This is a genomic window from Pseudomonas sp. 14P5.3.2 (assembly GCF_057799175.1).
In genome coordinates this window covers 213,621-232,837 of sequence record NZ_JBYOKU010000002.1, presented here as the reverse complement: position 1 = coordinate 232,837, position 19,217 = coordinate 213,621, and the positions used below count along the sequence as shown (strand labels likewise).

Here is a 19,217-nt window from a genome sequence, read left to right as displayed (position 1 = left end):
ACCGCATCTTAGCCTTCGGCAGCCCGACAAGAGATCAATGAAGCGTCAGCCCTAAAAGCCCGATTGCCAGTTCACGCTCATCATCGCCCATACCCAATTCACGAGGGCTGATGGCGAGGGGAAGATTGAACTTGAGACGCATGAAGCCTTCGCGCGCTATCGACGCTCGTACTTCGGCCGGGAGCGTAATGTCGAATGTGTTGGAAGCGGTGGTCAGGCTGGCGCCAAGGACCTGGATATCATTAATACGGATCTCCATTGCCTGGCGTGGGTAGGCCTGGGTCACGAAGGTATTGGTTTCGAGCGACACAGCGCTCACATCAGCGCTGGGTCTGAGTATCACTTCAGCCTCTTTACCGACTGAACCGGTGCCCCATGCTTCGGAGTCCCACCAGCCTTTGGCAAGCGCGGTACTCCCCGTACTTCCTTCCGTGAACTGGATTCTCTCGCCGAGCCTGACCGCGGGGATCAGCTCGCGCAAATCGGCTTCAGGAAATTGTGGGCACTCGGAACAGCGTTTCCAACCCGGTGCGAGCACCTGAAAACCGTCGACTTTTATCAGCGAATCGGTACTTCGATCGATGGTGAATGCCGCTTGAAGCGTTGAACGCTGATCGAGAACGTAGAGGGAGTCAGCCTCGAAACGTCCTGATGCAATGACCTTGGCTGCCGCGCTCTGCGCGGACTGCAGAGACGCAGAATTCACTCTTCCCAGATAAACCGCGTCCGTTGCGAGATGATATTTACCCGCGTAATCGGCAAGTTCTATCCAATGGGTCGAATAGCTTTGTGGCTTGATCCATCGCACCTTTTGATAGTGCGACGCTGCGATGCTCCAGAAAGGATCAACCAATGGGGTTTTCCATTGCGCGCTGGGGGAGGCCATCAGTTTGCTGCGAATGGTTTCCCAGCCCGCACGGGTATCGACCACCTGCAGCACGAGTGCTGTCGCGAATAACAGGACCGCAGTACGAGACCTGTAACCACGCACAATCACAAACAACACCGCAAAGATCGTCGCGTACATGACGGGCCAGATCATCCGGCCAGCTGCGCGGAAAACACCGGCTTTCGCGATGATGAATTCCGGTAGCCAATAGTGGAGTTCGAAGGGACCAATGCCGACATTATTGGAAAACGCATAGATCATCAGCCCGAACAGGGCGAGCAATAACACCCAACGCGGACGAATAACAGAAAGGAACTGACTGCGACCCGACACCAGCAACGGCAGCGCGCAAACGGTTAGAAAAAGCACCCCCAGCCCTGGAAAAGCCAGCCCATCGATATCGCCCGGTACGCCGGGCAAATCACCCAGTACGTAGGACCATCCGGCAGAGTCGAAGAAGGTCAGCACATTGGCGCGCAACAATCCAAACCCGATTAAACCGAGTCCAGCACTGTCGACACTGAAATAGCCTGCCTGCCAGCAACAGAAACCCGTCAGCACCAGGATGCCGGCCAGTTCGGCAAAGGCTTTCCCCGGCGTCAGCTGGCGTTTGATGGTTCTCGCCAGCAGATCCGCCAGCCAGATCAACGCGACCATCGCCAGCAGATAGGCATGCACCAGCGCCGATGCAACCAACAAAGCTGCCCAGGCAAAGGATTGTTTACGGGTAGAAGGGCGCAGGGCCAGATACAAAGCGGTCAGGACCAGAAAATGCCCCGCGAGGGACAAGTGCTCGCCCATCCGAAGAATCATCGCGGGAGCGAAGAGAAAGAGCGCCGAACCGAGCAAGCGCACCATCAGGTGGTCGCTGGCCAAACCCATCAGCTTCCACGCAAACCAACTCTGGAGCACGAAACACATCAGGAACCAGAGACCGAAATATTGGAACGGTTCGGGCAATAACGCTGCGAACGGCTTGAAGAGCAACGCAAAGAGCGGGTTTGAATCCGAAAATACGATGGCGTTGCTCAGTTCCAGCCCGTACGACGGATTGAGTCCGACAGGAAATGACCAAGGCGCATTCCTGAAAAACACCCACCCCAAATAATGCGTAGCCGGATCGCCACTGCTCAGCCATGCGATGTTTTGCGGATTCAGCGCTCTGGGGCCAACGACAATCAGAAAGGCCAGCACGCCCATCAATAGAGGTAAAAGATTGACCGGCAAGCGTTTGACCAGATCCTTCATCGATAAACGTCCATTTGTCATGCGCCCGTCAATGTGCAGGCAGAAATCGAGCTGTATCGTACGTAAAAAAAAGCCCGCTTGCGCGGGCTTTCTCTTGCTTTGGCAGGCCGCCCTGAAGGGTGCCCGAGCGGTCACTGACCTGGATCAGAAGTCCAGGTTGGAAACCGCCAGCGCATTGCTCTCGATGAAGTCACGGCGAGGTTCGACCGCATCACCCATCAGGGTGTTGAAGATCTGGTCTGCGCCAATGGCGTCTTCGATGGTGACTTTCAGCATGCGGCGCACGCTTGGGTCCATGGTGGTTTCCCACAGCTGATCCGGGTTCATTTCGCCCAGACCTTTGTAGCGCTGAATGGTGTGGCGCTTGGTGCTTTCGGCCATCAGCCAGTCAAGGGCTTCCTTGAACTCGGTGACCGCTTTCTTGCGCTCGCCGCGCTGGATGTACGCGCCGTCGTCGAGCAGGGTGCTCAGTTGAGCGCCGAGGGTGACGACGGTCTTGTAGTCGTTGCTGCCGAAGAAGTCGCGGTTGAAGGTGACGTAGTTCGACAGGCCATGGGAGATCAGCTCGACCTCTGGCAGCCACACGCCACGTTCACGATCTTCACGCAGGCTGGCCTTGTAGACCAGACCCGACTTCTCGACGGTGCGCAGACGTACTTCGTACTGAGCCAGCCAGTCTTGCATCTTCGCGTGGTCGCCAAGCATTTCCAGGCTCACGGCAGGCAGGTAGATGAAGTGCTCGGTCAGTTCCTGCGGGTACAGGCGCGACAGACGTTTGAGGGTCTTCATCACCATGCGGAAGTCGTTGACCAGACGCTCGAGCGCTTCACCGGAAATGCCCGGGGCCTCTTCGTTCAGGTGCAGGCTCGCATCTTCCAGGGCCGACTGCGTCATGTACTCTTCCATGGCGTCGTCGTCTTTGATGTATTGCTCTTGCTTGCCTTTCTTGACCTTGTACAGCGGCGGCTGGGCGATGTAGATGTAGCCGCGCTCGATCAGCTCCGGCAACTGACGGAAGAAGAAGGTCAGCAGCAGGGTACGGATGTGCGAACCGTCGACGTCAGCATCGGTCATGATGATGATGTTGTGATAGCGCAGCTTGTCGATGTTGTACTCTTCGCGCCCGATACCACAGCCCAGTGCGGTGATCAGCGTGCCCACTTCCTGGGACGAGATCATCTTGTCGAAGCGTGCTTTCTCGACGTTGAGGATCTTGCCCTTCAGCGGCAGGATCGCCTGGGTCTTGCGGTTACGTCCCTGCTTGGCAGAGCCGCCCGCGGAGTCACCTTCCACGAGGTACAGTTCAGACAGCGCAGGATCTTTTTCCTGGCAGTCAGCGAGCTTGCCCGGCAGACCGGCGATGTCCAGCGCGCCTTTGCGGCGGGTCATCTCACGGGCCTTGCGCGCCGCTTCACGGGCACGGGCCGCGTCGATCATCTTGCCGACGACCAGCTTGGCTTCGTTCGGGTTTTCCAGCAGGAAGTCGGAGAAGTACTTGCCCATCTCCTGCTCGACCGCGGTCTTCACTTCGGAAGACACCAGCTTGTCTTTGGTCTGCGAGCTGAACTTCGGATCCGGCACCTTCACCGAGATGATCGCGGTCAGGCCTTCACGGGCATCGTCACCGGTGGTGGCGACTTTGTGCTTCTTCGCCAGACCTTCCTGCTCGATGTAGTTGTTCAGGTTACGCGTCAGTGCGGAACGGAAACCCACCAGGTGAGTACCGCCGTCGCGCTGTGGAATGTTGTTGGTGAAGCACAACAGGTTCTCGTTGAAGCTGTCGTTCCACTGCAGGGCGATTTCCACGCCGATGCCGTCTTCACGCTGGATGTTGAAGTGGAACACCTGGTTGACCGCAGTCTTGTTGGTGTTCAGGTATTCAACGAACGCACGCAGGCCGCCTTCATACTTGAACAGCTCTTCCTTGCCGCTGCGCTCGTCCTTGAGGACGATGCCGACACCGGAGTTGAGGAAGGACAGTTCACGAATGCGCTTGGCCAGGATGTCCCAGCTGAAGTGAATGTTCTTGAAGGTTTCGCTGGAAGCCTTGAAGTGGATCTGGGTACCAGTGGTTTCGCTGTCGCCAACGATCGCCATCGGCGCCTGAGGTACACCGTGGACGTAGGTCTGTTCCCAGATCTTGCCGCTGCGGCGTACGGTCAGTACCAGCTCTTCGGACAGGGCGTTCACGACCGACACACCTACACCGTGCAGACCGCCGGATACCTTGTAGGAGTTGTCGTCGAACTTACCGCCAGCGTGGAGGACGGTCATGATGACCTCGGCGGCGGAAACGCCTTCCTCTTTGTGCACGTCTACCGGGATGCCACGGCCGTTGTCTTTAACGGTGATGGACTCATCCGGGTGGATGATGATGCTGATGTCGTCGCAGTGGCCAGCGAGGGCTTCGTCGATCGAGTTGTCGACCACCTCGAACACCATATGGTGCAGACCGCTGCCATCGTCGGTGTCACCAATGTACATACCGGGACGTTTGCGTACGGCATCCAGGCCTTTCAGCACTTTAATGCTCGTTGAGTCGTACGTATTTTCTTCGCTCAATGCCTTCACTCCCGATGGTCGTGGGTCTGGGTGATACGGCCCTGTTCCACGTGGAACAGAGCGACTGGCGTTTCCGTCTGCCAGCCTTCCCTCAATAATTCGTGATCTACACAGGTGATGAACACCTGGCAGCGTAAGTCTTCCAGCAAGCGGCACAGCGCGCGACGGTGGCTCTCGTCCAGCTCGGACGGCAAGTCATCCACCAGATAAATACACTGGCCGCGTCGGGCCTGGCTCACCAGATGCCCCTGGGCAATTCGCAAGGCACAGACCACCAGTTTCTGCTGACCCCGGGACAAGATGTCCGCGGCATTGTGTGCGCCCAATCTAAGACGCAAATCAGCCCGTTGCGGTCCGGCCTGGGTATGACCCATTTGCTGGTCCCGTTGCACGGATCCAGCCAGTACGGCACTCAATTCCCGGTCCTTGTCCCAGCCTCGGTAATAGCTGAGCGTCAAACCTTCAAGCTCAACCAGTTCGCTCAAGGTTTGTTCAAAGACTGGTTTCAAGGCTTTGATATAAGCGCGGCGGTATTCATCGATTTCAGCGCTGGCCTGGCACAGTTCCCTGTCCCAAACCGCTTGCGAAACGGCGTCAAGTGTACCATGCCGCAGCCAGGAGTTTCTCTGGCGCAAGGCCTTCTGCAAATGCTGCCAGGTCGACATGAAACGCGGTTCGACGTGGAACACACCCCAATCGAGAAACTGCCGACGAATCTTCGGCGCACCTTCGAGCAGGCGAAAGCTGTCGGGGTTGATCAGCTGCAACGGCAGGATTTCTGCCAGTTGCGCGGCGCTGCGGGCGTTCTGCCCGTCGATGCGGATCTGGAACTCCCCCTGACGGTCGCGAGATATCCCCAACGCACTGTGGCCACCCTCGGCCAATTCGACCTGACCGAACACGGTGCAGGCGAGTTGTTCGTACTGGATGACCGGCAACAGCCGCGTGCTACGAAACGAACGGGCAAGCCCCAGCAGATGAATGGCTTCCAGAACACTGGTTTTGCCGCTGCCGTTGGCGCCGTAAAGAATGTTGATGCGGGGGGAGGGGGAGAAGGTCACCGGGAGCAGATTGCGCACCGCGGTGACCGAAACACGACTTAAGGACATCCAGGATCAGCTGATTACAGACGCATCGGCATGACAACATAAGCCGAGTCGTCATTGTCGGACTCTTGCACCAGCGCACTGCTGTTGGAGTCGGACAGGATCAGGCGAACCTGCTCGGTGGTCATCACGCCCAGCACGTCGAGCAAATAGCTCACGTTGAAGCCGATTTCCAGCGAGCCGCCGTTGTATTCAACGCCCACTTCTTCTTCCGCTTCTTCCTGCTCCGGGTTGTTGGCCTGGATCTTCAACTGACCGTTGGCCAGTTGCAGACGGATGCCGCGGTACTTCTCGTTGGACAGAATCGCGGTACGGCTGAACGCTTCACGCAGGGCCTGACGATCGCCCAGTACCAGCTTGTCGCCGCCCTTCGGCAGAACGCGCTCGTAGTCCGGGAATTTGCCGTCGACCAGCTTCGAGGTGAAGGTGAATTCGCCGGTGGTGGCGCGGATGTGGTGCTGACCCAGAACGATGCTGACGTTGCCATCCGGCTCGGTGAGCAGACGCGCCAGTTCCAGAATACCCTTGCGCGGCACGATCACCTGGTGACGATCCGGCTGACCGATATCGGCCTGCATCGAGCACATCGCCAGACGGTGACCGTCGGTGGCCACGGCGCGGATCACACCGGCCGAAACTTCCAGCAGCATACCGTTGAGGTAGTAGCGCACGTCCTGCTGGGCCATGGCGAAGCTGGTGCGTTCGATCAGACGACGCAGTTTGCTCTGCTCCAGGCTGCAGGTCAGCGAACCCGGGCCTTCTTCAACCGTCGGGAAATCGTTGGCCGGCAGGGTCGACAGGGTGAAACGGCTACGGCCGGCCTTCACGACCAGCTTCTGCTCGTCGACCTTGATGTCGATCAGCGCGTCGTTGGGCAGGCTCTTGCAGATGTCCATCAGCTTGCGCGCAGGCACGGTGATGGAACCGGTTTCGGCCGGCTCTTCGAGTTGCACGCGACCCACCAGCTCGACTTCCAGATCGGTACCGGTCAGCGACAGTTGCTGGCCATCGACGACCAGCAGCACGTTGGACAGTACCGGCAAGGTCTGTCGGCGCTCGACGACGCCTGCGACCAGTTGCAGGGGTTTCAACAGGGCTTCGCGTTGAATGGTGAAATGCATGGTCTAGTCCCTTGCCTTAATAAGCTGCGCTGGTGTTCATCAAGTGGTCAGTGTACGCAGCAGGTTCTTGTAGTCCTCGCGGATGTCCGCGTCGGATTCCTTAAGTTCGTTGATCTTGCGGCAGGCGTGCAACACCGTCGTGTGGTCGCGACCACCAAACACATCGCCGATTTCCGGCAGGCTGTGGTTGGTCAGTTCCTTGGACAATGCCATGGCCACCTGGCGCGGACGAGCCACCGAGCGCGAACGGCGCTTGGACAGCAGGTCGGAAATCTTGATCTTGTAGTACTCGGCGACAGTGCGCTGAATGTTATCCACAGAGACCAGTTTGTCCTGCAGTGCCAACAAGTCCTTCAGGGATTCGCGAATCAACTCGATGGTGATATCGCGGCCCATGAAGTGCGAGTGGGCGATCACGCGTTTCAGCGCGCCTTCCAGCTCGCGGACGTTGGAACGAATTCGCTGGGCAATGAAGAACGCCGCGTCGTGCGGCAACTCGACTTTGGCCTGGTCGGCCTTCTTCATCAAGATCGCCACGCGGGTTTCCAGTTCCGGCGGCTCGACGGCAACCGTCAGGCCCCAGCCGAAACGCGATTTGAGGCGCTCTTCAAGGCCTTCGATTTCTTTCGGGTAGCGGTCACTGGTGAGAATGACCTGCTGGCCACCTTCAAGCAGGGCGTTGAAGGTGTGGAAAAACTCTTCCTGGGAACGCTCTTTACGGGCGAAGAACTGAATATCGTCGATCAGCAATGCGTCCACCGAACGGTAGAAACGCTTGAACTCGTTGATCGCGTTCAGTTGCAGCGCCTTGACCATGTCGGCCACGAAGCGCTCGGAATGCAGGTACACGACCTTGGCATTCGGGTTCTTCTTTAATAGATGGTTACCCACCGCGTGCATCAAGTGGGTTTTACCCAAGCCGACGCCGCCATAAAGGAACAGCGGGTTGTAGCCGTGCTTCGGGTTATCCGCTACTTGCCAGGCCGCCGCACGGGCGAGCTGGTTGGACTTGCCTTCGACGAAGTTCTCGAAGGTAAAAGTGCGGTTCAGGTAGCTGGTGTGTTTGAGCGCGCCTTCGACCTGCACAGTGCGCTGTTCGGCGCGAACCGGGGCCTGTTGCGACGCCGCACCGGCCATCGGATCAAAGCTGTCGCGGGACGGCTCTTCACTGACTTCCTCGGTTTTCTGCGTCGAGCGCTTGGCCGGGGCTGCGCTCGGCGCTGGCGTTGGCGGGCTGGCCGGCGCGGCATTGGCCTGAGCTTGCGCCGCAGCCAACGGTGCATTCGGCGCGGCGCGCGGTGCCGAGCTGCGTTTGCTGCCTATTAATAAGGAGAGCGCTGGCGCCATGCCGTTGCCGTGCTCATCCAGCAGTTCAAGGACGCGACCGAGGTACTTTTCGTTGACCCAGTCCAGCACAAAACGGTTCGGTGCGTAGACGCGCAACTCGTCGCCTTCGGCTTCGACCTGTAGTGGACGGATCCAGGTGTTGAATTGTTGGGCAGGCAGCTCCTCGCGCAAAAGCTCCACGCACTGCTGCCAAAGTTCCACTGACACGGATATCCCCTAAGTTGAAAGCCGGTGAGGCAAAAACAAGCGGCCATTGTAACGGCGAGCCGTCCACTTATCCACATGCAGGTTGTGTGGTGACCATGATTAATCAATGCGTTAACCGGTAAAAAGGCGACCAACGGTGTGTGAATAAGCTCTGTGGATAACCGCCTCTGAGGGCACTGGACAACTGGGGGTGGAACTCGGTGGATAACCTGCCTGTGGATAACTGACGGTTCCACACACAGGTTATCCGACAGCGCAGCACAGGCTGACCACGGTTTTCCACTGTAGTTGTCATTCTCTGTACATCAAGCCAGACAAGGGCTGAACGTGGTTATCCACAGAAGACTGTCGCCCTAGCTTTTATAAGCTTTACAGAAAAGCTTTAAATAATTCCCTTCTTTATTTTTATGTTTGGCAGACAAGGTCTTGGTTCTGGATGCTCCAGATATCTATTTATAAGGAAACGTTGGTTGGAAATTGACCTGAAGGCTTGCTTTCTCTAGAATCCCCGGTCTCTTAAAACGGGGGCCATTCCGGCCCGTTGTGGACGAACCAGGTAACACGACATGAAACGTACTTTCCAACCAAGCACTATCAAACGCGCTCGTACCCACGGTTTCCGTGCTCGCATGGCTACCAAGAACGGTCGTGCCGTCCTGTCGCGTCGCCGCGCCAAAGGTCGTGCGCGTCTGGCAGTTTGATAATCCGGCACTGGAGGTGAGTCAGGACTTCAGTCGGGAAAAGCGTCTGCTTACCCCCCGGCATTTCAAGGCAGTCTTTGACTCCCCTACCGGCAAGGTTCCGGGGAAAAATCTCCTGCTCCTTGCGCGCAACAACGATCTCGATCACCCCCGTCTCGGGCTGGTTATCGGGAAAAAGAGCGTAAAGCTCTCCGTTGAGCGCAATCGCCTCAAACGTCTGATGCGCGAATCGTTCCGTCTGCACCAGGACTCACTGGTCGGCTGGGACATCGTTATCGTCGCGCGTAAAGGTTTGGGCGATGTAGAAAACCCCGAATTGATTCAGCATTTCGGCAAACTCTGGAAGCGCCTGGCCCGTAACAAGCCAGTTCCAGCAGTCAACACCGAAACTGTAGGGGTAGACAGTCCAGATGCGTAAACTGGCCCTCGTTCCGATCCAGTTTTATCGCTATGCCATTAGTCCCCTGATGGCTGATCACTGTCGTTTCTACCCCAGTTGTTCCTGCTACGCGTTAGAAGCCATCGAAAATCATGGCCTTCTGCGCGGTGGCTGGCTGACCTTTCGTCGTTTAGGTCGCTGTCATCCGTGGAATCCCGGTGGTTATGACCCGGTTCCACCTATCCCTACCTCCCGTTCTTCTTCGATGGCCGAGTAATCATGGATATCAAACGCACGATCCTGATCGTCGCCCTGGCAATCGTGTCCTACGTTATGGTTCTTAAATGGAACCAGGACTATGGCCAGGCTGCCCTGCCGACTCAGAATGTTGCTTCCAGTACGACTGCATCCGGTTTGCCGGACACCGTTCCTGGCAATAACGCTTCCGCCAGTGACGATATTCCGCGTGCCGCAAGCGATACCAGCGCGCCTGTGGAAACTCCGGTCGCTGCCAGCAAGGATCTGATCCAGGTCAAAACCGACGTGCTCGATCTGGCGATCGATCCACAGGGCGGTGACGTTGCTCAACTGACTTTGCCACTGTATCCACGTCGTCAGGACCGTCCTGATGTGCCGTTTCAGCTGTTCGACAACGGCGGCGAGCGTACTTATCTGGCACAAAGCGGCCTGATCGGCACCAACGGTCCGGACGCAAGCCCGGCCGGTCGTCCGGTTTACTCCTCGGAGAAGAAAAGTTATCAACTGGCTGACGGTCAGGACCAACTGGTCGTCGACCTGAAGTTCAGCAAGGACGGCGTCAACTACATCAAGCGTTTCACTCTGAAACGCGGCCTGTATGACGTGACCGTCAGCTACATTGTGGATAACCAGAGCGCTCAGCCTTGGTCCGGTTCGATGTTCGCCCAGCTGAAGCGCGACGCCAGTGCCGACCCTTCGTCGACCACTGCCACCGGTACCGCGACTTACCTGGGCGCCGCCCTGTGGACAAGTTCCGAGCCGTACAAGAAAGTGTCCATGAAAGACATGGACAAAGGTCAGCTCAAGGAAACCGTCACCGGTGGCTGGGTAGCCTGGCTGCAACACTACTTCGTGACTGCATGGGTTGCGCCGAAGGGCGAAAACAACATCGTTCAGACGCGTAAAGACAGCAAGGGCAACTACATCATCGGTTACACCGGTCCTTCGCTGACCGCTGCACCGGGTGCCAAAGTTGAAACCAGCGCCATTCTGTACGCCGGTCCGAAAAGCCAGGCCGTGCTGAAAGAGTTGTCCCCAGGTCTGGAACTGACTGTCGACTACGGCATTCTGTGGTTCATCGCTCAGCCGATCTTCTGGTTGCTGCAACACATCCACGCGATCGTGGGTAACTGGGGCTGGTCGATCATCTTCCTGACCATGCTGATCAAGGGCATCTTCTTCCCGCTGTCGGCTGCCAGCTACAAATCCATGGCGCGCATGCGTGCCGTGGCGCCGAAACTGGCTGCACTGAAAGAGCAACATGGCGATGACCGGCAGAAAATGTCGCAAGCCATGATGGAGCTGTACAAGAAAGAGAAGATCAATCCGCTGGGTGGCTGCTTGCCGATCCTCGTGCAGATGCCGGTTTTCCTTTCGCTGTACTGGGTTCTGCTGGAAAGCGTGGAAATGCGCCAGGCGCCGTTCATGCTGTGGATCACCGACCTGTCGATCAAGGATCCGTTCTTCATCCTGCCGATCATCATGGGCGCGACCATGTTCATCCAGCAGCGTCTGAACCCGACTCCGCCGGATCCGATGCAGGCGAAGGTCATGAAAATGATGCCAATCATCTTCACCTTCTTCTTCCTGTGGTTCCCTGCTGGTCTGGTGCTGTACTGGGTTGTGAACAACTGCCTGTCGATTGCCCAACAGTGGTACATCACGCGTAAGATCGAAGCGGCGACGAAAAAAGCCGAGGCGTAACTTACTCTGTGGATAACACCACTCAAAACGCCCCCTAGTGGGGCGTTTTGCTATCTGCCACTTTTGTCTGGATTCCGGTTTATGAGCGCACCTCGTGAAACCATCGCCGCCGTCGCCACCGCTCAAGGTCGTGGCGGTGTCGGCATCGTCCGTATTTCCGGGCCGTTGGCCAGTGTTGCGGCCAAAGCCATCAGCGGCCGCGAACTGAAACCGCGTTACGCGCATTACGGGCCATTTTTCAGTGATGACCGGCAGGTGCTGGACGAAGGTCTGGCGCTGTATTTCCCGGGGCCAAACTCGTTCACCGGCGAAGACGTGCTGGAGTTGCAGGGGCACGGTGGCCCGATCGTTCTCGACATGTTGCTCAAGCGTTGCCTGGAACTGGGTTGCCGTTTGGCTCGTCCGGGTGAATTCAGCGAGCGCGCGTTCCTCAACGACAAACTCGACCTGGCTCAGGCCGAGGCGATCGCCGACCTGATCGAAGCCAGTTCTGCACAGGCTGCACGCAATGCCTTGCGCTCCCTGCAGGGGGCGTTTTCCCAGCGTGTGCATAACCTCACCGAACAACTGATCGGCCTGCGCATCTACGTCGAAGCCGCCATCGACTTCCCGGAAGAGGAAATCGACTTCCTCGCCGATGGCCACGTGCTGAGCATGCTCGACAAGGTGCGTGAAGAGTTATCCACTGTGCTGCGTGAAGCCGGGCAGGGCGCGTTGTTGCGTGATGGCATGACGGTGGTGATCGCCGGTCGTCCGAATGCCGGCAAGTCCAGTCTGTTGAATGCCCTGGCCGGCCGCGAAGCCGCAATCGTGACGGAGATTGCCGGCACCACCCGCGATATCCTGCGCGAACATATCCACATCGACGGCATGCCGTTGCACGTGGTGGACACCGCCGGTCTGCGCGATACCGATGATCAGGTGGAAAAGATCGGCGTCGAGCGTGCGTTGAAGGCGATCACTGAAGCGGATCGGGTGCTGCTGGTAGTCGACGCCACAGCGCCGGAAGCTGCAGATCCGTTTGCCCTGTGGCCGGAATTCCTCGAAACCCGGCCAGATCCGGCCAAGGTCACCTTGATCCGCAACAAGGCTGACCTGACGGGTGAAGCAATCGCTCTGGAAGTCAGCGACGATGGCCATGTGACCATCAGCCTCAGTGCCAAAGCCGCCGGTGAAGGTCTGGAATTGCTGCGCGAACACCTCAAGGCCTGCATGGGCTACGAGCAAACCTCGGAAAGCAGCTTCAGTGCCCGTCGCCGGCATCTGGAAGCTCTGCGCCACGCCAGTGCAGCGCTGGAACATGGTCGTGCACAGCTGACCTTGGCGGGTGCCGGTGAGCTACTGGCCGAAGATTTGCGCCAGGCACAGCACTCTCTGGGCGAAATCACCGGGGCATTCAGCTCCGATGATCTGCTTGGCCGGATCTTCTCCAGCTTCTGCATCGGCAAATAACCCTTCTGCTGTTCACAGACAGGCCCGTTCGCGGCCTGTCTGCACTCCTCATTTCTCAATTCCATTCTCCAGTGCCGGGCAGATTCTCTCGCCCTGAGCGGATTTCCGCTGCCCGCCAATCACTCATTCAGCTGATTTCTGTGGATTAAGCCCTGTGAATAACTGCCAATGAGGTCAGTTGATAACAGGGCCTCAAAACTGGATATAACTGCCTCTGTGGATAACCACTCCATTCATCCACAGGCTTAAACCGGTTATCCAAGGGCCTCATTGGCACCTGATAACAGGGTTTTAAAACTCTGTACACATTGAATAATAAGGCCTGTAGTAATCTATCCACAGAAAGGTCGGTCAGTAAGAATAAACATAAAAACAAAGGTTTTATAAATTTCTCTCTTTTTTATTCTTTTAACTTCGAGTTCTCCACAGCTGGTTAAATTTTGTGCAAAGGGTTCTTTAGGAAGGGCGAAGTCCCTATACTTGTCGACCAGGTCCAGAAACCTGATCTCAAACTATTCCTGAATTACCTACTTAAGCAGGCACGAGGTGCGTGGTGGATTTCCCTTCCCGTTTTGAAGTGATCGTCATCGGCGGCGGTCATGCCGGTACCGAGGCAGCACTGGCCTCAGCACGTATGGGGGCAAAAACCCTGTTGCTGACGCATAACGTGGAAACCCTCGGTGCCATGAGCTGCAACCCGGCCATCGGCGGCATTGGCAAAAGCCATCTGGTCAAGGAAATCGACGCCCTCGGCGGCGCGATGGCCATGGCTACCGATCTGGGTGGCATCCAGTTTCGCGTGTTGAACAGCCGCAAAGGTCCGGCCGTGCGGGCGACCCGTGCGCAAGCCGACCGGATTCTGTACAAGGCCGCTGTCCGCGAAATCCTCGAAAACCAGCCGAACCTGTGGATATTTCAACAGGCCGCTGACGACCTGATCGTCGAGCAAGAGCAGGTACGCGGTGTTGTCACCCAAATGGGTCTGCGTTTCTTCGCCGATTCCGTGGTGTTGACCACCGGTACCTTCCTCGGTGGACTTATCCACATCGGCTTGCAGAATTTCTCCGGCGGTCGCGCCGGTGATCCGCCGTCGATTGCCCTCGCGCATCGTCTGCGTGAACTGCCGCTGCGTGTCGGTCGCCTGAAAACCGGTACCCCACCACGCATTGATGGCAAGTCTGTGGATTTCTCGGTCATGACCGAGCAACCGGGCGATACGCCGATCCCGGTCATGTCGTTCATGGGCAACAAGGAACAACATCCGCGCCAGGTCAGTTGCTGGATTACCCACACCAACGCCCGTACCCACGAAATTATCGCGGCGAACCTCGATCGTTCGCCGATGTATTCCGCTGCCGGCGAAATCGAGGGCATCGGTCCACGGTATTGCCCGTCGATCGAAGACAAGATCCATCGCTTTGCCGACAAGGAAAGCCATCAGGTGTTCATCGAGCCGGAAGGCCTGACCACCCATGAGCTGTACCCGAACGGGATATCCACAAGCTTGCCGTTCGACGTGCAATTGCAGATCGTGCAATCGATCCGCGGCATGGAAAACGCGCACATCGTGCGTCCGGGTTATGCGATCGAGTACGACTACTTCGATCCGCGCGACCTGAAGTACAGCCTGGAAACCAAAGTCATCGGCGGTCTGTTCTTCGCTGGCCAGATCAACGGCACCACCGGTTACGAAGAAGCCGGTGCGCAAGGTTTGCTCGCCGGGGCCAACGCCGCGTTGCGTGCCAAGGGCAAAGAAGCCTGGTGTCCGCGTCGCGATGAGGCGTACATCGGCGTGCTGGTCGACGACCTGATCACCCTCGGTACCCAAGAGCCGTACCGCATGTTCACTTCCCGTGCCGAGTACCGCCTGATCCTGCGCGAGGACAACGCCGACCTGCGTCTGACCGAAAAAGGTCGCGAGCTGGGTCTGGTCGATGACGCGCGTTGGGCGGCTTTCTGCAAGAAACGCGAAAGCATCGAACTCGAAGAGCAGCGCCTGAAAAGCACCTGGGTTCGCCCTGGCACGCAGCAAGGCGATGCCATTGCGGAAAAATTCGGTACGCCGCTGACTCACGAATACAACTTGCTCAATCTCTTGAGTCGTCCGGAAATCGACTACGCTGGTCTGGTCGAAGTGACCGGGCAGGGCGCCGAAGATCCACAGGTTGCCGAACAGGTCGAGATCAAGACCAAGTACGCCGGTTACATCGACCGTCAACAGGACGAAATCGCCCGTCTGCGCGCCAGTGAAGACACGAAACTGCCTGCGGATATCGATTACACCAACATTTCCGGTCTCTCCAAGGAGATCCAGAGCAAGCTCGGTGCGACGCGTCCGGAGACGCTCGGCCAGGCTTCGCGGATCCCGGGTGTGACCCCGGCAGCGATTTCGCTGTTGATGATTCATTTGAAAAAACGCGGCGCGGGCCGTCAGTTGGAGCAAAGCGCTTGAGTTCTAAGGTCACTTCGCAACACGCCGAAGAGTTATCCACAGGAGCCCGCGAGCTCGGTGTCAATCTCAGCGCAGCCCAGCACGAATTGCTGCTGGGTTACCTGGCCCTGTTGATCAAATGGAACCAGGCCTACAACCTGACCGCCGTACGCGATCCCGACGAAATGGTCTCGCGGCACCTGCTCGACAGTCTGAGCGTGATGTCGTTTATCGAAAACGGTCGCTGGCTCGACGTCGGCAGCGGCGGCGGCATGCCCGGCATCCCGTTGGCGATCCTGTATCCGGACTCGCAAGTGACCTGTCTGGACAGCAACGGCAAGAAAACCCGCTTCCTGACTCAGGTCAAACTCGAACTCAAACTGGATAACCTGCAAGTTATCCACAGTCGCGTCGAAGCCTTCCAGCCTGCCCAGCCATTCAACGGGATCATTTCCCGGGCGTTCAGCAGCATGGAGAACTTCACCAACTGGACTCGCCACCTCGGCGATGCCGACACGCGCTGGCTGGCAATGAAGGGCGTCCATCCGGCCGATGAGCTGGTAGCATTGCCGGCAGACTTCAAACTCGATAGCGAACACGCCTTGGCCGTACCCGGTTGCCAAGGCCAACGCCATCTGCTGATACTGCGCCGCACGGCATGATTGGGAACACAAGCAAGAATGGCTAAGGTATTCGCGATAGCGAACCAGAAGGGTGGTGTGGGCAAGACCACCACCTGCATCAACCTCGCAGCATCCCTGGTCGCGACCAAGCGCCGGGTGCTGTTGATCGATCTCGATCCACAGGGCAACGCCACCATGGGTAGCGGTGTGGATAAACATGGCCTGGAAAACTCGGTCTACGACCTGCTGATCGGCGAATGCGATCTGGCCCAGGCCATGCACTACTCCGAGCACGGCGGTTATCAACTGCTGCCGGCCAACCGCGACCTGACCGCGGCCGAAGTGGTTCTGCTGGAAATGCAGATGAAGGAAAGCCGTCTGCGCAGTGCGCTGGCGCCGATCCGTGAAAACTACGATTACATTTTGATCGACTGCCCGCCGTCGCTGTCGATGCTCACCCTGAACGCACTGGTTGCCGCCGATGGGGTGATTATCCCCATGCAGTGCGAATACTTTGCGCTCGAGGGTTTGAGCGACCTTGTGGATAACATCAAGCGCATCGCCGAACTGCTGAACCCGAACCTGAAAGTCGAGGGTTTGCTGCGCACCATGTACGACCCGCGCCTGAGCCTGATGAACGACGTCTCGGCGCAGCTCAAGGAACACTTTGGCGAACAGCTGTACGACACGGTGATCCCGCGCAACATCCGGCTGGCCGAAGCACCGAGCTACGGTATGCCCGCACTGGCCTACGACAAGCAATCGCGCGGCGCACTGGCCTACCTGGCCCTGGCCGGCGAGATGGTTCGCCGTCAGCGCAAAAATTCACGCATCGCCGCTGCCCAGCCAACTTAAGGAATCCCCATGGCCGTCAAGAAACGAGGTCTCGGACGTGGACTGGATGCACTGCTGAGTGGTCCGACCGTCAGCGCGCTGGAAGAACAGGCGGCGCAGGCCGATACCCGTGAACTGCAACACCTGCCGCTGGATCTGCTGCAGCGTGGCAAATACCAGCCGCGCCGCGACATGGATCCACAGGCGCTGGAAGAGCTGGCGCAGTCGATCAAGTCGCAAGGCGTGATGCAGCCGATCGTGGTTCGCCCGATTGGCGGTGGCCGTTTTGAGATCATCGCCGGTGAACGCCGCTGGCGCGCCAGCCAGCAGGCCGGCCAGGAAACCATCCCGGCGATGGTCCGTGATGTGCCGGATGAAACCGCGATCGCCATTGCGCTGATCGAGAACATCCAGCGTGAAGACCTGAACCCGATCGAGGAAGCAGTCGCCTTGCAGCGCCTGCAGCAGGAATTCCAGCTCACTCAACAACAGGTTGCCGAGGCTGTGGGTAAGTCTCGCGTGACTGTGGCTAACCTGTTGCGGCTTATTGCACTGCCGGAAGTCATCAAGACCATGCTGTCCCACGGTGACCTGGAAATGGGTCATGCCCGGGCTTTGCTCGGTCTGCCGGACAATCAGCAGGTGGAAGGGGCGCGACATGTTGTCGCACGCGGCCTGACTGTGCGCCAGACTGAAGCACTGGTTCGCCAGTGGTTGAGTGGTAAACCGGAGCCTGTGGAAGCGGCCAAACCCGACCCGGATATCGCCCGGCTCGAACAGCGTCTGGCCGAGCGCCTAGGCTCTGCGGTGCAGATTCGCCACGGGAAGAAGGGAAAAGGTCAGTTGGTGATCGGTTACAACTCCCTCGATGAGCTTCAAGGTGTGCTCGCACACATCCGCTGAAACATTTCCTCATGTAGCGCGCAGTCGGAAATCACTACCTGACAGTTGAATAGGGGCAGAACCGCCCCTATACTCTGCGCGCATTTTGTCGGCACAAATTATGCCAAGTTATTGAATTTCGGCAGCCGACCATTGGAGAGCAATCGTGATGGAAACCCGCAAGCCAAACCGCCTGCCGTTCCATCGCCTGGCGGTTTTTCCGGTGTTGATGGCTCAATTTGTCATTTTGCTCATTGCCGCTTTGGCGCTCTGGCAATGGCACGGAGTCGTTGCCGGATACTCGGGACTTTGCGGAGGCCTGATAGCCTTGCTGCCCAATGTTTATTTCGCTCACAAGGCATTTCGGTTTTCCGGCGCCCGAGCAGCCCAGTCCATCGTCCGGTCATTTTATGCCGGCGAGGCAGGCAAACTGATTTTGACGGCAGTGCTGTTTGCACTGGTGTTTGCAGGTGTGAAGCCATTGGCGCCGATCGCAGTATTCGGCGCTTTCGTGCTGACTCAGTCGGTCAGCTGGTTCGCTCCCCTGCTGATGAGAACAAGACTTTCGAGACCTTAGGGCGTTTGAGGCAACCATGGCAGAAACAACCGCTTCGGGCTATATCCAGCACCACTTGCAGAACCTGACCTTCGGTCAGCTACCTAACGGCGGCTGGGGCTTTGCCCACACCGCAGCAGAAGCCAAGGAAATGGGCTTCTGGGCTTTCCACGTCGATACCCTCGGCTGGTCGGTCGCGCTGGGTCTGATCTTCGTTCTTCTTTTCCGCATGGCGGCAAAGAAAGCGACTTCGGGTCAGCCAGGTGCTTTGCAGAACTTCGTTGAAGTATTGGTCGAATTCGTCGATGGCAGCGTGAAAGACAGCTTCCATGGCCGTAGCCCGGTGATCGCACCGCTGGCACTGACCATCTTCGTATGGGTGTTCCTGATGAACGCCGTCGACCTGGTACCGGTCGACTGGATTCCTCAGCTGGCCATCCTGATCACCGGCGACCACCACATCCCGTTCCGCGCCGTGTCGACTACCGACCCGAACGCGACACTGGGCATGGCGTTCTCGGTTTTCGCACTGATCATTTTCTATAGCATCAAGGTCAAGGGCATCGGCGGCTTCATCGGCGAACTGACCCTGCACCCGTTCGGCAGCAAGAACATCTTCGTTCAGGCCCTGCTGATCCCGGTGAACTTCCTGCTGGAATTCGTGACTCTGATCGCCAAACCGATCTCTCTGGCTCTGCGTCTGTTCGGCAACATGTATGCCGGCGAGCTGGTGTTCATTCTGATCGCTGTGATGTTCGGCAGCGGCCTGCTCTGGCTGAGCGGCCTGGGCGTTGTTCTGCAGTGGGCGTGGGCGGTGTTCCACATCCTGATCATCACCCTGCAGGCGTTCATCTTCATGATGCTGACCATCGTCTACCTGTCGATGGCGCACGAAGAAAACCATTAAGAGCAGCCTC

The 19,217-nt window shown here is 57.8% G+C and carries 16 protein-coding genes; 11 read left to right on the top strand and 5 right to left on the bottom strand.

What is annotated here, in order from left to right; translation table 11 throughout:
• Nucleotides 1-34 precede the first annotated feature (34 nt).
• The 5 genes from AC27VU_RS02730 to dnaA form a co-directional block, all read right to left on the bottom strand.
• On the bottom strand, nt 35-2,137 hold the full coding sequence (locus AC27VU_RS02730; RefSeq protein WP_488723351.1) for a DUF6311 domain-containing protein: 2,103 nt from the start codon (nt 2,135-2,137) through the stop codon (nt 35-37).
• 144 nt (nt 2,138-2,281) lie between these two features.
• The gene (gyrB, locus tag AC27VU_RS02725) at nt 2,282-4,699 is read right to left on the bottom strand and encodes a DNA topoisomerase (ATP-hydrolyzing) subunit B (protein ID WP_103484001.1); all 2,418 of its coding nucleotides are present in this window, start codon (nt 4,697-4,699) and stop codon (nt 2,282-2,284) included.
• Nucleotides 4,700-4,704: 5 nt separating this feature from the next.
• Nucleotides 4,705-5,808, bottom strand: a complete 1,104-nt coding sequence (recF, locus tag AC27VU_RS02720; RefSeq protein ID WP_488723350.1) for a DNA replication/repair protein RecF — start codon at nt 5,806-5,808, stop codon at nt 4,705-4,707.
• A gap of 14 nt (nt 5,809-5,822) precedes the next feature.
• Nucleotides 5,823-6,926 (bottom strand): DNA polymerase III subunit beta, encoded by a 1,104-nt coding sequence (gene dnaN / locus AC27VU_RS02715; RefSeq protein ID WP_003220202.1) that lies wholly within the window; start codon nt 6,924-6,926, stop codon nt 5,823-5,825.
• 39 nt (nt 6,927-6,965) lie between these two features.
• Nucleotides 6,966-8,480 (bottom strand): chromosomal replication initiator protein DnaA, encoded by a 1,515-nt coding sequence (gene dnaA / locus AC27VU_RS02710; RefSeq protein ID WP_003220200.1) that lies wholly within the window; start codon nt 8,478-8,480, stop codon nt 6,966-6,968.
• A gap of 566 nt (nt 8,481-9,046) precedes the next feature.
• On the opposite strand from dnaA, the gene rpmH reads away from it, so the two are divergent.
• From rpmH to atpB, 11 genes are all read left to right on the top strand, one after another.
• Nucleotides 9,047-9,181 carry a 50S ribosomal protein L34 gene (rpmH, locus tag AC27VU_RS02705; protein ID WP_003213577.1) on the top strand — a complete coding sequence of 45 codons (135 nt, stop codon included), beginning with the start codon at nt 9,047-9,049 and terminating at the stop codon, nt 9,179-9,181.
• A 16-nt stretch (nt 9,182-9,197) separates the two neighbouring features.
• The gene (rnpA, locus tag AC27VU_RS02700; protein WP_045122860.1) at nt 9,198-9,599 is read left to right on the top strand and encodes a ribonuclease P protein component; all 402 of its coding nucleotides are present in this window, start codon (nt 9,198-9,200) and stop codon (nt 9,597-9,599) included.
• A complete protein-coding gene (gene yidD, locus AC27VU_RS02695; protein ID WP_010565858.1) occupies nt 9,592-9,837 on the top strand; it encodes a membrane protein insertion efficiency factor YidD in 246 nt (81 codons plus the stop codon). Before rnpA ends, yidD begins: the two co-directional genes overlap by 8 nt.
• A gap of 2 nt (nt 9,838-9,839) precedes the next feature.
• Entirely contained in the window at nt 9,840-11,522 is a 1,683-nt protein-coding gene (yidC, locus tag AC27VU_RS02690) for a membrane protein insertase YidC (protein ID WP_201136175.1), read from the top strand.
• Between the two features lie 81 nt (nt 11,523-11,603).
• Entirely contained in the window at nt 11,604-12,974 is a 1,371-nt protein-coding gene (gene mnmE / locus AC27VU_RS02685; RefSeq protein WP_400509879.1) for a tRNA uridine-5-carboxymethylaminomethyl(34) synthesis GTPase MnmE, read from the top strand.
• Nucleotides 12,975-13,527: 553 nt separating this feature from the next.
• Complete coding sequence (gene mnmG / locus AC27VU_RS02680; protein WP_488723349.1) at nt 13,528-15,426, top strand: tRNA uridine-5-carboxymethylaminomethyl(34) synthesis enzyme MnmG; 1,899 nt, start codon at nt 13,528-13,530, stop codon at nt 15,424-15,426.
• Nucleotides 15,423-16,067 (top strand): 16S rRNA (guanine(527)-N(7))-methyltransferase RsmG, encoded by a 645-nt coding sequence (gene rsmG, locus AC27VU_RS02675; protein WP_003229789.1) that lies wholly within the window; start codon nt 15,423-15,425, stop codon nt 16,065-16,067. Before mnmG ends, rsmG begins: the two co-directional genes overlap by 4 nt.
• Before the next feature lie 18 nt (nt 16,068-16,085).
• On the top strand, nt 16,086-16,883 hold the full coding sequence (locus AC27VU_RS02670) for a ParA family protein (RefSeq protein WP_003229787.1): 798 nt from the start codon (nt 16,086-16,088) through the stop codon (nt 16,881-16,883).
• Nucleotides 16,884-16,892: 9 nt separating this feature from the next.
• Nucleotides 16,893-17,765: a ParB/RepB/Spo0J family partition protein gene (locus AC27VU_RS02665; protein WP_003229785.1), complete on the top strand. Its 873-nt coding sequence runs from the start codon at nt 16,893-16,895 to the stop codon at nt 17,763-17,765.
• A gap of 148 nt (nt 17,766-17,913) precedes the next feature.
• Entirely contained in the window at nt 17,914-18,321 is a 408-nt protein-coding gene (locus tag AC27VU_RS02660; RefSeq protein ID WP_003229783.1) for a F0F1 ATP synthase subunit I, read from the top strand.
• Nucleotides 18,322-18,337: 16 nt separating this feature from the next.
• On the top strand, nt 18,338-19,207 hold the full coding sequence (atpB, locus tag AC27VU_RS02655; RefSeq protein WP_003229782.1) for a F0F1 ATP synthase subunit A: 870 nt from the start codon (nt 18,338-18,340) through the stop codon (nt 19,205-19,207).
• Nucleotides 19,208-19,217: the final 10 nt, after the last annotated feature.

What these genes read in the sequence shown, in the direction of transcription:
- recF (WP_488723350.1), bottom strand. Translation starts at nt 5,808, where the DNA reads ATGTCCTTAAGTCGTGTTTCGGTCACCGCGGTGCGCAATCTGCTCCCG.
- rpmH (WP_003213577.1), top strand. Translation starts at nt 9,047, where the DNA reads ATGAAACGTACTTTCCAACCAAGCACTATCAAACGCGCTCGTACCCAC.
- AC27VU_RS02730 (WP_488723351.1), bottom strand. Translation starts at nt 2,137, where the DNA reads ATGAAGGATCTGGTCAAACGCTTGCCGGTCAATCTTTTACCTCTATTG.
- AC27VU_RS02665 (WP_003229785.1), top strand. Translation starts at nt 16,893, where the DNA reads ATGGCCGTCAAGAAACGAGGTCTCGGACGTGGACTGGATGCACTGCTG.
- AC27VU_RS02660 (WP_003229783.1), top strand. Translation starts at nt 17,914, where the DNA reads ATGGAAACCCGCAAGCCAAACCGCCTGCCGTTCCATCGCCTGGCGGTT.
- yidD (WP_010565858.1), top strand. Translation starts at nt 9,592, where the DNA reads ATGCGTAAACTGGCCCTCGTTCCGATCCAGTTTTATCGCTATGCCATT.
- AC27VU_RS02670 (WP_003229787.1), top strand. Translation starts at nt 16,086, where the DNA reads ATGGCTAAGGTATTCGCGATAGCGAACCAGAAGGGTGGTGTGGGCAAG.
- yidC (WP_201136175.1), top strand. Translation starts at nt 9,840, where the DNA reads ATGGATATCAAACGCACGATCCTGATCGTCGCCCTGGCAATCGTGTCC.
- mnmE (WP_400509879.1), top strand. Translation starts at nt 11,604, where the DNA reads ATGAGCGCACCTCGTGAAACCATCGCCGCCGTCGCCACCGCTCAAGGT.
- atpB (WP_003229782.1), top strand. Translation starts at nt 18,338, where the DNA reads ATGGCAGAAACAACCGCTTCGGGCTATATCCAGCACCACTTGCAGAAC.
- dnaN (WP_003220202.1), bottom strand. Translation starts at nt 6,926, where the DNA reads ATGCATTTCACCATTCAACGCGAAGCCCTGTTGAAACCCCTGCAACTG.